Origin of the sequence: Streptomyces marincola, assembly GCF_020410765.1 — a bacterium.
GTDB classification, from domain to species: Bacteria; Actinomycetota; Actinomycetes; order Streptomycetales; family Streptomycetaceae; genus Streptomyces; species Streptomyces marincola.
Map to the genome: position 1 here is coordinate 1,012,673 of NZ_CP084541.1, position 14,909 is coordinate 1,027,581.

Below are 14,909 nucleotides of genomic sequence, written 5' to 3' on the forward strand. Positions count from 1 at the left end.
CGTCGCCTCGTCCGCTGACCGATCCGCCCACCGTAGCTGTCCGTGCGCCCTGAGCGACACCGTGCGGGCAGCGCGGCGCCGGGCGGGCTCACCGCCCGCCACCGAAGTGGACCGGCGCGTGCCAGGCTCCCCGGCCGCTTCCGGCGGTGCAGCCGGCGGCATAGCAACGCCAGTACCAGTCCCCTCTTTTTCGCCGCCGCAGGTCGACCTCGTCTCCCCCGCAAACGCCGCAGCGGGGCGGTACGGCGAACGTTTCGGCGTGTTCGTGCGCGAGGATCTTGCGGGCGAAATGGGCTCCGCGAATGGTCAGCATGATTTCGCGGGACCGGCTCTGGGACAGCGCGTTGAGGCTGCCGAGCAAGACGGTCCGCTCGTCGATGACGACGATCTTCTGGTGCATGTCGTGCACCGGCACGACGGTGTCCACGACGGACCGCAACCGCCGCACCAGATCGGTCCGCTTACCCTGCTGGTGATCACTGGGATCGCGGACGAACACGGTCACCCGCACGCCGCGGCCCACCGCCTCCGCCAGCACGGGAAGCAGGGTGACCAGGCGATTGGCCGTCCAGGGCGACCAGATCCACAGGGAAGCGCGCGCCTCGGCGATCCGGGCGCTGAGCGTGTCGAAGAAGGAGAGCTCGTCATCCACCGTCGCGACCTCGACATGCCGCTCCAGAACATCTGCCAGCCGGGAGCCGAACGGGCCCAGCTCCGGCCCCGGAGCATCGGCGGGCGCGACGAGCCGACTCGCGGGCACCGTCCGGACGCGCCGCTCCCTGATCAGCTCCCTGAGCTGCCCGAGCGCACCGGTGGGCCGCGCGTTGTCGACACGCCACCGGCTGCCCACGACGTACAGACGCGTCTGCGTCCGGGTCACCGCCACGTTGAACAGCCGCAGACCGTCCCGTGCCCACGGGCCGTCCGGCGGCCGGCGGGTGGCCTCGGCCATCCACAAGCCGCTGTTGTAGTCGTCCTCGACCATGTCGAAGATGACGATGGGGAACTCCCTGCCCTGGAACCGGTGTGCTGTCCCCACCTCGGCCGGCAGCCGGCCGCTCCCCTCGATGTCGCGCAGCGCCTCCAGCGTCATCTCGGCCTGCGCGGTGTAGGGCGTGACGATGCCGGCGGCCTCGCCGTCCTCCTGGTGCAGTTCCACCAGGGCGCGTGACAGCAGAGCACCGGCCGGCCACCAGCCGCTGCTGCGGCTCACCAAGTGGACCAGGGCGAGCTCACGCAGGCCGTCGGTGTCCACCAGCACGATCTCGGGGTCGTCCTCGGACCGGGCCTGTGCCCGCCGGACCACGCCAGGCCCCGCCTTGAGCGTGCCGTCGTAGGCCAGGGAGTTGGCCAGCGCCATGACGTCCATGCCGAACCGGTGCTGGACGTCGAGCACCACGCACCCGTCGTCTCGGGCGGCATCCGCCGCCGAGTGAATACCGAAGTGCTCGAAGACCTCCGTCAGCAGCCAGCGTTTGACGTCCGCCCGGCCCTTGCCGGCGAGCGACGACTTGACCGGGCCGAGCTGCATGAAGTCCCCGAGCAGCACAGCGGTTCGCCCGGCCTTGCCGACCGCAAGCAGGATCTCCGGCAGTGTCGCCGTCCCGGCCTCGTCGACCAGCACCAGGTCGTAGGCCCCCTCGAAAACCGCCTTGTTGGTGCGGAAGCGGGCCAGGGTGGTGGCGACGAGCCGCGCGGCGCCAATGATCTCTCCTTGCGCGTCGCGTGCCAGCCTCTCGTACTGTTCCTGCACCTCCGCGTACCGCTTCTCCAACGGGTCACGGTGCGCCTTGTCGGCGGTGACCTGGGCGCGCAGCCGTTGGACCCGCGCGTGGTCGCGCGGGTGGCCACGCCGTTCGGCCTCCGCCACCCGCGCCCACGCGGATTCGGTCTCCGGCAGCATCGAACGCAGCTCAGCGGCACGCGATGTCGCGGCCTCCGCTTCCCGGGCCCGAGCACGACTGCTCGCAGCCGCCTCACGGGCACCCTTCTCCCGGTCCGCGATGTCGTCCCTGGACAACGTGATCCCGGCCCGCCGCCGTTCGATGTCGGCGGTCATGGCCGGGCGGGAGCGGACCAGCACCGCGCGGGCATGCTCGGCGTCGGCTCGCGCGCTTTCCGTGGCTTCCCGGGACCGCCGAGCCGCTTCCCTGGCTTCCGCCAGCGAGCCCCGGGTCCTGAACCTGGCGAAACCCGACCGCGTTTCCAGCTCATCGAGGCGCGCCTGCGCGCTGTCCCTCTCCTGTCGCGCGACCAGTTCTCCCGCCTCGAACTGCGCCACGGACTCCTCGACACGCTGAAGCAGCGCGACGGCCTCGTCGTGTGCGTCCCAGTCGCGCCTCGCCGCCTCTGCCAGCCGCAGCGCACGTCGGGCGGCCTCGTCGCGCGCCCGGGCCTCGGCGGCGCGGGTTACGGCGCGTTCCGCGGCCTGCTCGGCCTCCGCCAACTGTGCCCGTAGCCGCTCGGGGCTACCGCCGACCCGGGCCAGCATCGCACCGTCGCGGGCGTGCGCCTCCGCGTCGAACTCCGCGAGCCGAGGAACCAGGGCTGCGAGTTCCGTCTCCCGACCACGCATCTCGGCCAGCTGCCCGGCGAGGGTACGACGCTGCGCCTCGACTCCGGCCAGGCGGTCACGCACCATGAGGGACAGGCACACCGAGGCGTCCTCCGCGATGTCACGTAGGTGCGGCGGCCCGACCCGCACCACGTCGCCCTCGCCGTGCCGTCCTTCCTTGACCACCCCGAGCAGGGCGTTGTCCACGGCGATGTTGGTCGCCGAAACCAGGAGGACCCGCTTCCCCGACGAGATGAGGTCACTGATCGCGCGCCGCAGGACCGTGGTCTTCCCCGTGCCGGGAGGCCCCCAGACCAGCCACAACCCCTCCCCGGCACAGGCCCGGTAGGCCAGGTCCTGGGCAGGCAGGAGGACATCCCCCGACAGACCGGCCGGAGCGAGACGGCCACCGGCTCGGCCCTGGGCAGCCTGCTCCGCCAGCGGCGCGTCACTCAACCCCGTGATGCCCTCGCGCAGGGCCTTCAGCAGAAACGCCGGCGGCTGGGGTCTGACCCACAGGTACGGCTCGGGCAGGTCGGCGAACTCGGCGACACGCACCCGCAGCGCCGTTCCGTCCTGGTAGACATCCATGACGGGGTAGCCGGCCTCGACCTCGTCCTCGTCGGGCCCCGCGAGCCGGGTACCGTCGCCGGCCAACTGGTCGGGTGACACCTCGGAGCCACGGATGTCGACCAGGTAGCGGCCCGGCTCCGCGCCGGCCACGGCTCGGCCTATGCGACGCCACCGTCGGCGCCTGGAGGTGCCTTCCCGCGCGATCTGCGTGTCGAGTGCCGTGACGACCTCTTCCCGCCAGCCCACGAACCCTCCTGTCCTCGTGACGTGCAGGCGATGCGGAACCTTCCAGTCCTACCATCCGGCTGGTCGCGGCGTGTGCGGAACGGCACAGAAGATCACGGAAGTTTCCGGCCGCTCCTCCCGGCTTGGTAGGTCCTTCACCTGTCGTCCGCACCCGTTACGATCTGGGCTGGGAGATCCAACGGATACGCGCGGCACCAACGGCGACAGGACGAGGCGGGGGACGGCGCATGCGGGACGGCCGGTGGGTGACGGTCACCGAATCGGAGTTCCAGCACGAGCGGCGCGGACTCGACGCGATCCGGGAGCGGCTGCCGGACGCCGACCCGTGGCGGGCCTGGTCGAATTTCACCTTCACCGCCGCCACCGGACACGTCCGGGAGGTGGACCTGCTGGTGGTCGCCCCCGGCGGGATCTACCTGATCGAGCTGAAGGACTGGCACGGTTCGGTCGAGTCACGCAACGGCACCTGGTTCCAGACGCAGCCGAGCGGCCGGCAGGTCCCGCACGGCAACCCCTTGCACCTGGCGAACAAGAAGGCCAAGGAACTGGCGGGGTTGCTGGCCCGGCACGGCGGGCCGAAGGTCTGGGTGTCCGAGGCCGTGTGCTTCACCGAACCCTCGCTGAGCCTGCGGCTGCCCGCCCACGACCGGCACGGCATCTACACCGTGCCGCAGTTGCTGGAGACGCTGAACGCCCCGCCTCGCGAGGAACGGAGGCGGATCGACCGCACGCGGTCCCGGGAGATCAAGGGAGCGCTGGAACGGGTCGGCATCGCACGCAGCGACGCCGAGTACCAGGTCGGCCCCTACCGTCTGAAGCGCAAGGCGTTCGACTCGGGCCCGACCTGGTCGGACTACGAGGCCAGGCACACAGAGCTGCCCGAGGTGGCGCGGGTCCGCGTCTACCTGCGGGAGCGCGGTTCTGACGCCGGACTGCGCGCATCGGTCGAGGCGGCAGCCCGCCGGGAGGCCGCGGTACTCGGCCGCTTCCGGCACCCGGGCGTGGTCCGGATGAAGCAGTACCACCCATCGGGCCATTCCGCCGGCCCCGCGCTGATCTTCGACTACGACACCAGAACCCTGCGGCTGGACCAGTACCTCGCCCAGTTCGGCGACAAGCTGGACATGCTCGGCCGTTTCGCGCTGGTCCGCCAGCTCGCGGAAACGGTCCACTCGGCGCACCGCAGGCGCCTGTACCACCGGACGCTCGCCGCGCGCGCCATTCACATCGTGCCTCGCGACCGCGGCCGGCAGCCGGGCCGCGAGGCGGAGGACGCCGGCTGGCTGCACCCGTTCCTCCAGATCTCGGACTGGCAGGTGGCGGTCCAGCGCGCCCCCGACCAGGGCGCCCCGGGCTCCGACCGCCCTCCGGCGCCGACCACTTTCTCGACGTTCTCGCACGCGGGCGCCCACGTCGCCGAAGGCTCCGACCCCTACCTCGCGCCGGAGCTGACCGCGTTGCGCCCCGACCCGGTGCGACTGGACGTGTACGGGCTCGGCGTACTGACCTATCTGCTCGCGACGGGCAGGGCACCGGCCGCGAGCCAGGCGGAGCTGCTGACCCGCTTCGAGGCCGGTCAGGGCCTGCGGCCGAGCGCCGTGGTGGACGGCATGTCGGAGTACGTCGACGAGCTGGTACAGGCTGCGACGGCCTACAACCCCAACGAGCGGCTCTCCTCGGTCGAGGACTTCCTGGAGATGTTGGAGGTCGTCGAGGACGAACTCACCGCGCCGGCCGTCCCGCAGGCCCCTCCTCCGCCCGCCGCTCCCGAGAAGGACCCTCTGGAGGCGGTCGCGGGCAATGTGCTCGCGGGCCGTTGGTCGGTGCTCCGCAGGCTCGGCACCGGGTCGACGAGCCGCGCGTTCCTCGTCCAGGATCTCGCGGCCGACGACAGCGCCGGCAGAACGCTCGCCGTACTGAAGGTCGCCCTGTCGGAGAGCCGGGGCGAGGTGCTGGCCCGCGAAGCGGAGGTGATGGCACGGCTGCGGCCCCACTCGGGGATCATCCGCCTCATCGAGCCCGAGCCGCAGACCATGGGCGGCCGGACGGTCCTGGTCCTTGAGTACGTCGGTGACGAGCGGGAGGCCGAATCCACCGCGTCGGGCACGGGCCGCACCCGGCTGCGCGGAGCGGACACGGTCGCGCGGCAGCTGCGGGACCTCGGGCGCCTGTCGGTGGACCAGCTGGAGGCTTACGGCGACTACCTGTTCGGCGCGGTCGACTTCCTCGAAGGCGAGGGGGTGTGGCATCGCGACATCAAGCCCGACAACATCGCCATCCGCGTCCGCCCCAATCGCACCCGCGAACTGGTACTGATCGACTTCTCCCTGGCCGGTTACCCGGTGCGGGAGACCACGGCGGGCACAGACGGCTACCTGGACCCGTTCATCGGGACGCTCACCGGGCGCTCGGTGTACGACGCGCACGCCGAACGCTATGCCCTCGCCGTCACCCTGCACGAGATGGCGTCCCGCGAACTGCCGGTGTGGGGCGACGGCAAGGTGTCACCGCGGCAGACCGACCCGGCGGCCGAGCCCTACCCACGGATCATGGCGGATGCCTTCGATCCGGCGGTCCGCGATGGGCTGGTGGCCTTCTTCCAGAAGGCGCTGCACCGCGACGCGGGGGAACGCTTTCCCGATCTCAAACCCATGCGGGACGCCTGGAAGAAGATCTTCCTCGACCTGTCGGAGACCAAACCCTCGTCGAGGCGCGCCCGCCCCACCTCTCACTCTGCGCCGGCCGAGGCCGAGTCGGTCGAGGGTTCCCTCCCTGTTCTGCCGGAAGCCGAAGAGGAGAGCGCCGCGGAGCTGCGCGACCGTCTGGCGGCCCAGGCGGAACGCGGCACACCGATCTCTGCCTCCGGCCTGAGCCCCGCCGCCGAGTCGTTCGTGTACGGGCTGGGCCTCCACAACGTCGGCGACCTGCTCGACCACAGCCAGCGGCAGTTGGTCAACGCCCCCGGCCTTGGCGCCAAGACCCGCAACGAGGTACTTGGCCGGATCAAGGAATGGCGGCAGCGGCTCGCGGAACAGCCCGCCGCACCCCTGACCCCCGCGGGCCGGAAGGCCGCCAAGGAAGAGCTTTCCGCCGCGGCGGACACCATCGCGACAGAGGTGGCCGCGCACGGCGACGCCGCCGCCATTCCGGAACGCACGCTGCGCACCATCAGCCTGGACACGCTGGCGACGCTGTTCGTCCCGCCCTTGCGCAAGGACGGCACGAACCGCAACGAGTGCGAAATGGTCCGGCTCCTCCTGCGGCTGCCGGACGAGCGCGGAGCCGTCCCCGACATAGGGGTCTGGCCGAAACAGAAGGACGTCGCGGAAAAGCTGGGCCTTTCCGCCGGCCGCATCCCGCAGATGCTGAAGAAGCAGCGCCCACGGTGGAAGAAGATGCCTCCGGTGCAGGCGTTGCGCGCCGAGATCCTCGACCTGCTGCGTGGCCTGGGCCGCACCGCGTCGGCCGCGGAGATCGCGGACGCGCTCGTGCTGAGTCGCGGCACCCTGTTGCCGCGGCGCGAACAGCGTCGTGCACTGGGCCTGGCGGCGGTACGGGCCGTGGTGGAGGTCGAGGAGTACGCCCCGGAGGAGGCCGGCTTCCGGCACGTGCCGAACCGGGACGCGGTGGACGCGAGCATCGGCGCCGGGCTGCTGGCCCTTGAGGTCGGCCCGGACGACGCACCGGAAACCCCATCAGGCCCCGGCCTGCTGAACTACGCGCAGCGGCTGGGCAAGGTCGCCGACCGGCTGGCACGCCTGGAGACCCTGCCAACGGCCGCCACGGTGCTGGGCGAACTGGCCGCGATCGCACCACCGAGCGCGGTCGTCGAGTGGGACGAGCGTCGCCTTGTGGAGATCGCGGCGGCGGCTTCGCGGGAAGCCGCCACGACCCCACGCCTCGAAATCTATCCGCGGCGCCTGCCGCTGGTGCGGGCGCTGCGGCTCACGCAGGCCGGTCTGGTGCGGCGCATCCCCGGGGTGCCGGACTCGCACCAGCCGGGGCTGACCGTCACCGAGATCCACGAGCGGGTTCTCTCCCGTTTCCCCGAGCTGCTCAACGACCGGGGCGAGCGTTCCCTGCCCTCGGGCGCGCAGCTCACGAAGGCGCTCCGAGAGGCCGGCTTCGACCTGGTGCTCTCCACTCGCGAGGACACCCGCACCATGCGGTACCTGCCGCGCCGGGCGCACACCGAGTCGAGCTACCTGTCGTCCGGGGTCCGCCGCCAGGAGACGGATCTGGTCACGGCCGCCGCGTCGTTGCTGTACGCGGACGACCCGGAACTGGCGAGCGCGGCCACCGCGGAGGACCAGCTGGTCGCCTCGGCACCCCGGGACGGCTTCCGGGTGCTCACGGTACGGACGGGCCTGGCGCGTGAGGCGGAACGGGAGCTGGAGAGCGGACGGTTCGGGATCACCCGCGCCGTGTCGGTGACGGCGGTGTTCCTGGACGCGCTGCACGAACTGGTCGATGCCCGGCCGAAGCCGACGTGGGAGACCATCCTCAAGGCGGACGGGGCGGAGCCCGGTACGAAGGCGGCGATGAAGTTCGCCGAGTACGCGCGCACCGCGTGGGGCGTGGCCGAACCGCGGCTGAGCGCGTTGCTCACCGTGGATGACACGGCCTCGGCCCGGACGCCGGTGCTGCTGACGGACGCCGGCGCGTTCGCCCGGTACGACGCGATGGGCGTACTGGACCGGCTGGCCGAACGCGCGCGTGGCGGTGGCCGAGGCCTGTGGCTGCTGTGCCCGCAGAGCGACCCGACGCGCCCGCCGCGTCTTGGCGTGACGGCGGTGCCGTACCAGGCGGGCCTCGGCGAGTGGATCGTGGTGACGGACGGGTGGGTGGACAACGTGCACCGGTCCGGAGTGGTGGGACGACGGGAGACGTGACGAAGTGATCGATCGCAAGGCACTGCTGACCGACCTGATCAAGCAGGTGAAGGCGGCCGAGGCGGACCTCGGCCAGCAGGTCGCGGACGGCGAGGCCCTGCTCAAGCCGCTCCGTACGGAGTTCGGCGAGCTGAAGGACGCGGGGGCGTGGAGCCCGTGGCTTGAGGAGAAGCTGGCCGAAGTCCCCGAGGAACGGGCGGACCGGCTCAGAGCGGCGGAAGCGGTGGCGGGGCGGCTGCGCGCCGAGTACGACACGGCGTTCAAGCTCGGCCGTACGGGCGCGACCTGGTCGGCGTGGCTCGGCGAGCGCGTCACGCAGGTCGCGGTGGCGTGGGTGCTCGGCACGGTGTTCGTGCGATTCTGCGAGGACAACCGCCTGATCCCGGAGCCGTTCCTCGCGGGGGCCGAGGAGGAACGCCGGGACCTGGCGGAAGCCCGCTACGCCCAGTACGTCGAGGTCGATCCCGACCCCACCTACCGGGGCTGGCTTGAGCAGGCGTTCGACGAGATCGGGGCGGGCCAGGCCGGAAAGCTGCTGTTCGACCGCCGTCACAACCCGCTGTACCAGATCCCTCTGTCACACGACGGGGCGCGGGCCTTGGTGCAGTTCTGGCGAGAGCGCCGCGAGGACGGCTCGCTGGTCCACGACTTCACCGACCCGCTGAACGAGGACGGCACCGAGGGATGGGACACCCGGTTCCTCGGCGACCTGTACCAGGACCTGTCGGAGTCGGCGCGGAAGACGTACGCGCTGTTGCAGACTCCCGAGTTCGTCGAGGAGTTCATTCTCGACCGCACCATGAACCCGGTGGTGCGGGAGATGGGCGACCGCTTCGGCGAACTGAAGATGATCGACCCGACCTGCGGCTCGGGCCACTTCGTACTCGGCGCGTTCCGCCGCATGGTCCGCCTCTTCGCGGAACGCCGCCCGGGCCAGGACCTCCACGAACGCGTCCGCATGGCCCTGGACGCGGTCCACGGCGTGGACATCAACCCCTTCGCGGTGGCGATCGCCCGCTTCCGCCTGCTGCTGGCTGGAATGGCAGCAGCGAACGTGCGTACCCTCGCACACGCCAACAGGTACGACTGGCCTATCCATATGGCGGTAGGCGACTCTCTGATCACAGATCGCCAGACAGAAATTGGCGTACGCAACACCACGGGGCAAGGGGAGCTGGAGTTCGCGACTCATCAATCAGATGAGGCGACAGAGTTCACCTACTCCACAGAGAATACACATGAACACGCCGGCATCCTCACCCCAGGCCGCTACGATATCGTAGTCGGCAACCCGCCATATATCACCGTCAAAGACAGCCGTCTGAACAAGCTGTATCGCAAGCTATACAAATCATGCTCTGGCTCCTACGCTCTTTCGGTGCCTTTCGCGGAACGTTTCTTCCAACTAGCCAAAGGCGCCACGCTCGACGGCACGCCATACGGCATGGTAGGGCAAATTACAGCGAACTCTTTTATGAAGCGGGAGTTCGGGACCAAGCTGATCGAAGAGTTTTTCGCACACAAGGTCGAGCTCACCGAGGTCGTGGACACTTCAGGCGCCTATGTCCCTGGACACGGGACTCCAACCGTCATTCTGATCGGCCGCAGACGGTCTGGTGCAGCGCGAGAGTCGACGGTACGGACCGTGCGTAGCGTTAGAGGAGAGCCGACCGTACCTGATGACCCTGCGAGAGGACTTGTGTGGCACGCGATCAGCCACCAAATCGATCTTCCGGGCAGCAAGAGCGCATGGGTATCGGTGGACGACCTAGACCGTACTCGATATTTCAACAGGCAGCCCTGGGTCCTTGCCGATGGCGGGCTGGAAATGATTGAGACCCTAAACAAGAGTGCCAAATGTAAACTAGCCGCCATCACTGAAGTCATCGGCGCCGGGGCAGTCACACGCGAGGATGACGTCTACATGATTGGGAGGGCGGCACTGGAGCGATTGCGCGTTGAACCAGAGCACCAACGCTTTCTCGTCGAAGGCACAGAGGTACGGGACTACTCGCTAAAGGATCCAGTGCTGGCACTATGGCCATACTCCGAGACGACCTTGCGCCCTCACGCGTCAACAAGCACCGAACGGATTCTGTGGCCCTACCGCGCACGGCTACGGAGTCGAGTGGCTTTCGGGAAAAATCAAATCGAAAGGGGACTGAACTGGTTCGAATACTCAATGTTTTTCCGCTCCCGCTTCAACTCTGCGATGTCGCTAGCTTTCCCATTCGTCGCCACCCATAACCACTTCTTCCTCAATCAGACCCAGAAAGTATTCATCCGGACAGCGCCCACTATCATTCTGCGCGGCAACGCCGGAACGGAAGATTACCTCGAATTGCTCGGCGCGCTCAATAGCTCGACAGCCTGCTTCTGGCTCAAACAAGTCAGCCACAACAAGGGTAGCACGATCGACACCCGGGGAGCCAGACAATCCACGGTCCCCTTTGAAGACTTCTATGAATTCACAGGAACCAAACTCGGCGAATTCCCGATCCCTTTCGGTATCACTTCAGAGCTACCCGCGCAAATGCAGGACCTGGCCCTTGAGCTAGCAGATTCCGCCCCACAGCACATTACGCGCTCGACTCCACCACTCGCCATGAAACTCAAGGAGGCCCACTCAAGATGGGAAAAAGTCCGCGCGAAACTCATCGCTCTCCAAGAGGAAGCGGATTGGCAGTTTTACCGACTCTACCGGCTACTTGATGTCGATCTTTGCGTTACGACGGAGAAGACACCCGACATCGCGCTGGGCCAAAGAGCCTTCGAGATCGTTCTCGCGCGGCGCGTCGCGAGGGGGGAAGCGTCAGACGAGTGGTTCAAGCGGCATGGGTCGACGCCGATCACTGAGATCCCCGAGCACTGGCCGGACGCCTACAAGGAAGTTGTCCAGAAGCGGATCGATGCCATCGAGTCGAACCGTGCCATCGGGATGATCGAGCGGCCGGAGTACAAGCGGCGGTGGGCGACTGAGGGGTGGGACGTTCTTCAGGAGCGGGCGCTCCGCAACTGGCTGCTGGACCGGATGGAGTCGCGGGGGCTGTGGTTCCAGGACGAGCAACCGACGATCCTGACCAAGGAGCAGCTGACCTCGGCGCTGGCCCTCGACGAGGATTTCGTTTCCGTCGCCGAGCTGTATGCCCCGCGCAAGGAGCTGGGGACCGTCGTCAGCGACCTGTTGGCAGACGAGCACGTGCCGTTCCTCGCCGCCCTGCGCTACAAGCCCGCGGGGATGAAGAAGCGCGCCGACTGGGAGCACGTGTGGCAGCTCCAGCGCGAAGAGGACGCCGCGCCGGATGAACCGGCGAAGCGGAAGATCCGGGACTCGATCCCCGTTCCCCCGAAGTACACCTCCGCCGACTTCCTCAAGCCGTCGTACTGGCGGGCGCGCGGAAAGCTCGATGTGCCCAAGGAGCGGTTCATCTCGTACGCGACCAGGGCGATCAGTGGAGTGCCGGAACTCTTCGGCTGGGCCGGGTGGGACCACCGGGAGCAGGCCCAGGCACTCGCCACCTACTTCACCAACCACGATGAGCTGTCCGCCGAGGAGATGACCCCGCTCCTCGCCGGTCTGCTCGAACTGCAACCGTGGCTCGGCCAGTGGCACGACGAGTTCGATCCGCTGTACGGCGGCTCCCCGGCCGCGTTCTTCCAGGGCTACCGCACCAGCGAACAGGGCAAGCACGGGCTGACCGACGACGATCTGCGCGCCTGGCGTCCCGCGCCCGCCGCCCGCCGGGGCCGGAAAAAGGCCGGTGATTCCTGACCGCTCCGGCCCAGCATGTCGGCTCACCCCGGAGGGAAACGCGGCCGCGACGGCCGGTCCACCGTTGCCCTCCGGGAGGCCGCGTGTGGCTCGGCGCGGCAGTCGCGTTGGGGAGTTTCCGGTTGCGGAGGGTTCCGGACGGTGAGGGGTTCGATCGCCGGAAGCCTGAGCGAGGTGCCGTCCTCCAGACCGAGGAGGATGGCGAGACCTCCGGTGGCATAAGGCTCGCCGCGCACGGTACGGATCGCGCGCCACTCGCCCCGGACCCGCACGGCCTGGCCGACGCTCACGGCCGCAGCAGCCATGATGGTGGTCGGGGCAGGCGGTGCGAGGCCGGGAACCTTGAGTTCGGCCCACACGCGCTTCCCCAAGCCGTCCGTGAAGTTTTCGAAGCCCCACGAGTGCGCGATGGCTTCCACCAGAAGTAGTCCGCGCCCGCCGGTGTCCTTGTCCGTGGGAGTGCGGATCGTCGGTACCCCGGGGCCCGTATCGCTCACTTCGAGCAGCAGCATTCCCTCATCGGCCGAGAGAACGATCCGGATCTCGATCCGGCCCTCGGGCACGTCGGTCGCACGCAGGGCGTTGGTGACCAGCTCGGACAACACCAACTCCGCGTCTCCGATGCCCTCGTCATCCGCTTCCGCCCCGGCGAGCGACGCGCGTAGCAGCGCGCGGGCCCTACCAGTGCTCTGACGGCATGCGGACAGCTTGAGGGTGACTTCGTCCAGTGCGGCCATGACAGCTCCCGCCGGTCGGCATTCGACGTTCCTCGGCACGCAGGTCGGTTGGCCTGCGGCGTCGAAACCGCGGAAGCAGCTTGTACACGGATGATGCCTTTCCGCAACGTTGCCGACTAGGATGGGGGCAAACTTCCCTCCTGTGAGTGAACCGCCGCCTGTGGAAGACGCGGACTCTGCTACTGGTGTGGCTATGCGCCCGAAGACCACCAGTCCTACGCCGTCCACTGTCCTGGGCCGCCAACTCGGCGATGAGTTGAGAGGCTTCCGTGAGTCGGCCGGCCTGACCACGGCACAGGCCGCCGTCGCCCTGGACTGCACCAAAGGCAAGATCAGCCGGATCGAGAATGGACGCGTCGCGGTGCGACTCCCGGATCTGACGGCGATGCTCCACGCCTACGGGGTGAGAGAACCGGAGACTCTCGACCGGCTGGCCGCCCTCTCCAAAAAGGCCAACCGCCGTCGTAGGCAGGGCTGGTGGAGTCAGTACGGTTCAGTCCTCGCCGACACCTACCGCGACTACATCGGCCTCGAAGCCGTGGCGACCTCCATCCGCACCTTTCAAGCTCAGCTGGTTCCGGGGCTCTTGCAGACCCCGGAGTACATCAGGGCGGTGACCGTGGCCTCACGGCAGTGGCGAACCGCCGATGAGATCGAGCAGTTCGTACAGGTCCGGCTCGCCAGGCAACAACGCCTCACCGATGAGCCGCCCCTCCAGCTGTGGGCAGTCCTCTCCGAAGCAGTGCTCCTTCAACAAGTGGGCGGCGCCGAGGTCATGCGTGGCCAACTACGGCATCTGATCGAGGCATCGGACAGCCCCAACGTCACGGTGCAAATCCTGCCGTTCTCGTGTGGCGCGCATGCCAGCATGTTCGGGCCCTACGTGGTGCTGGGCTTCCCGGAATCGGGGGCGCTCGATGTTGTGCTCGCGGACAATCCGACGGGATCCACATGGCTGGAACAGCCGACTCAAGTCAATCGTTACCATGAGTTGTTCGACGCGGCGCGAACGTCGGCCCTGACGCCGACGGAGTCCCGGACGCTCATCCATCGCAGGGCAAAGGAGCATGAGGCATGAGCCGCGCATCCCAACTACCGCAAGGCACATGGCGTCGCAGCACCTACAGCGGCGGCAATAACGAATGCGTCGAGGTGGCGGTGCAGGCGGGGGGCCGCATACCCGTGCGGGACAGCAAGCGGCCCGCGGGGCCGGTGGTCGTGTTCGGCGCGGAGACGTGGGACACGTTCCTCGCCTCGCTGCGCTGAGGGGTCGGCGGCGCGACCGGCCGGCGCCTCGAAGGGCCACGCGCGGCTGTTCTCAGCGCGCAGCCATCCGGACCCGCGCCGCCTGCGGTGCTACTGGGTAGCACCGCGCGGCGCGGGCCGATACGGTGGGGTTATGAGTGGGCAGCCCGAGATCACGCAACGCGATCTCCGTAGTAGGTCGAAAGAGATCATGGATGCCGTGCAGGCGGGTCAGTCGTTCACCGTGACCCGGGACGGGCACCGCATCGGTGAGCTGATCCCACTCCGGCGCCGGCGCCGGTTCGTGTCCCGGGCCGAGTTCGCCGCCATGTCCCGCGGCGCTCCCGGCCTCTCGCTCGACGCGTTCCGTGACGACCAGAATGCCACGGCAGAGCGGGAGGCCGACGACCCCTATGCCCGCTGACGCGCCCACCGGGCAGCGCCAGGGCCTGCTCGACACCAACATCATGATCCTCCGCAAGTGGCTCGACCCCGCGGAGCTGCCCGACGAGATGGCGATCAGCTCGCTCACGCTCGCCGAGCTGTCCGCCGGACCGCACGAGGTGCGACGGAACGACGAGCAGGACGCGTACGACGAGCACGCCGAACGGGCGCGGCGACTCGACGTGCTGCAACGCGCGGAGAACGAGTTCGACCCGATCCCCTTCGGTGCCGAGGCCGCCCGCGTCTACGGGCGCGTGTGCGCCGGCGTGATCGCCGCCGGGCGCGAGCCGCGGCGGCGTGTGGTGGACCTGATGATCGCGGCCGTGGCCATCGCCGAGGACCTACCGCTGTACACAACGAACCCCGCCGATTTCGCCGGATTGGACGACCTCCTTACGGTAGTTCCGGTGACCCGCCCGGCCACCGCCCCCTGACGGGCGACAGAC

General features: G+C 68.9%; 8 protein-coding genes. 6 read left to right on the top strand and 2 right to left on the bottom strand.

All coding sequences use genetic code 11. The annotated features are described in order from the left end of the window. Window positions 1–88 precede the first annotated feature (88 nt). Window positions 89–3,373 carry an AAA domain-containing protein gene (locus LC193_RS04325; RefSeq protein ID WP_226071707.1) on the bottom strand — a complete coding sequence of 1,095 codons (3,285 nt, stop codon included), beginning with the start codon at window positions 3,371–3,373 and terminating at the stop codon, window positions 89–91. A gap of 227 nt (window positions 3,374–3,600) precedes the next feature. Between LC193_RS04325 and pglW the strand changes: the two genes are divergently transcribed. After that, on the top strand, window positions 3,601–8,265 hold the full coding sequence (pglW, locus tag LC193_RS04330) for a BREX system serine/threonine kinase PglW (protein WP_226071709.1): 4,665 nt from the start codon (window positions 3,601–3,603) through the stop codon (window positions 8,263–8,265). A gap of 4 nt (window positions 8,266–8,269) precedes the next feature. Beyond that, window positions 8,270–12,037 carry a BREX-2 system adenine-specific DNA-methyltransferase PglX gene (pglX, locus tag LC193_RS04335; RefSeq protein WP_226071720.1) on the top strand — a complete coding sequence of 1,256 codons (3,768 nt, stop codon included), beginning with the start codon at window positions 8,270–8,272 and terminating at the stop codon, window positions 12,035–12,037. A 23-nt stretch (window positions 12,038–12,060) separates the two neighbouring features. Here pglX and LC193_RS04340 read toward each other — a convergent pair whose 3' ends face one another. Continuing rightward, window positions 12,061–12,774, bottom strand: a complete 714-nt coding sequence (locus LC193_RS04340; RefSeq protein ID WP_226071722.1) for an ATP-binding protein — start codon at window positions 12,772–12,774, stop codon at window positions 12,061–12,063. A gap of 193 nt (window positions 12,775–12,967) precedes the next feature. Between LC193_RS04340 and LC193_RS04345 the strand changes: the two genes are divergently transcribed. The 4 genes from LC193_RS04345 (at window position 12,968) to LC193_RS04360 (ending at window position 14,897) form a co-directional block, all read left to right on the top strand. Beyond that, window positions 12,968–13,852: a helix-turn-helix domain-containing protein gene (locus tag LC193_RS04345; RefSeq protein WP_226071724.1), complete on the top strand. Its 885-nt coding sequence runs from the start codon at window positions 12,968–12,970 to the stop codon at window positions 13,850–13,852. Then, window positions 13,849–14,040: a DUF397 domain-containing protein gene (locus tag LC193_RS04350; protein ID WP_226071726.1), complete on the top strand. Its 192-nt coding sequence runs from the start codon at window positions 13,849–13,851 to the stop codon at window positions 14,038–14,040. The genes LC193_RS04345 and LC193_RS04350 overlap by 4 nt, the downstream gene beginning before the upstream one ends. Window positions 14,041–14,173: 133 nt before the next feature. Further along, on the top strand, window positions 14,174–14,443 hold the full coding sequence (locus tag LC193_RS04355) for a type II toxin-antitoxin system Phd/YefM family antitoxin (RefSeq protein WP_226071728.1): 270 nt from the start codon (window positions 14,174–14,176) through the stop codon (window positions 14,441–14,443). After that, window positions 14,433–14,897: a type II toxin-antitoxin system VapC family toxin gene (locus LC193_RS04360; protein WP_226071731.1), complete on the top strand. Its 465-nt coding sequence runs from the start codon at window positions 14,433–14,435 to the stop codon at window positions 14,895–14,897. Before LC193_RS04355 ends, LC193_RS04360 begins: the two co-directional genes overlap by 11 nt. The last annotated feature ends 12 nt before the right edge of the window (window positions 14,898–14,909 follow it).

What these genes read in the sequence shown, in the direction of transcription:
- pglW (WP_226071709.1), top strand. Translation starts at nt 3,601, where the DNA reads ATGCGGGACGGCCGGTGGGTGACGGTCACCGAATCGGAGTTCCAGCAC.
- LC193_RS04340 (WP_226071722.1), bottom strand. Translation starts at nt 12,774, where the DNA reads ATGGCCGCACTGGACGAAGTCACCCTCAAGCTGTCCGCATGCCGTCAG.
- LC193_RS04345 (WP_226071724.1), top strand. Translation starts at nt 12,968, where the DNA reads ATGCGCCCGAAGACCACCAGTCCTACGCCGTCCACTGTCCTGGGCCGC.
- LC193_RS04350 (WP_226071726.1), top strand. Translation starts at nt 13,849, where the DNA reads ATGAGCCGCGCATCCCAACTACCGCAAGGCACATGGCGTCGCAGCACC.
- LC193_RS04355 (WP_226071728.1), top strand. Translation starts at nt 14,174, where the DNA reads ATGAGTGGGCAGCCCGAGATCACGCAACGCGATCTCCGTAGTAGGTCG.
- LC193_RS04360 (WP_226071731.1), top strand. Translation starts at nt 14,433, where the DNA reads ATGCCCGCTGACGCGCCCACCGGGCAGCGCCAGGGCCTGCTCGACACC.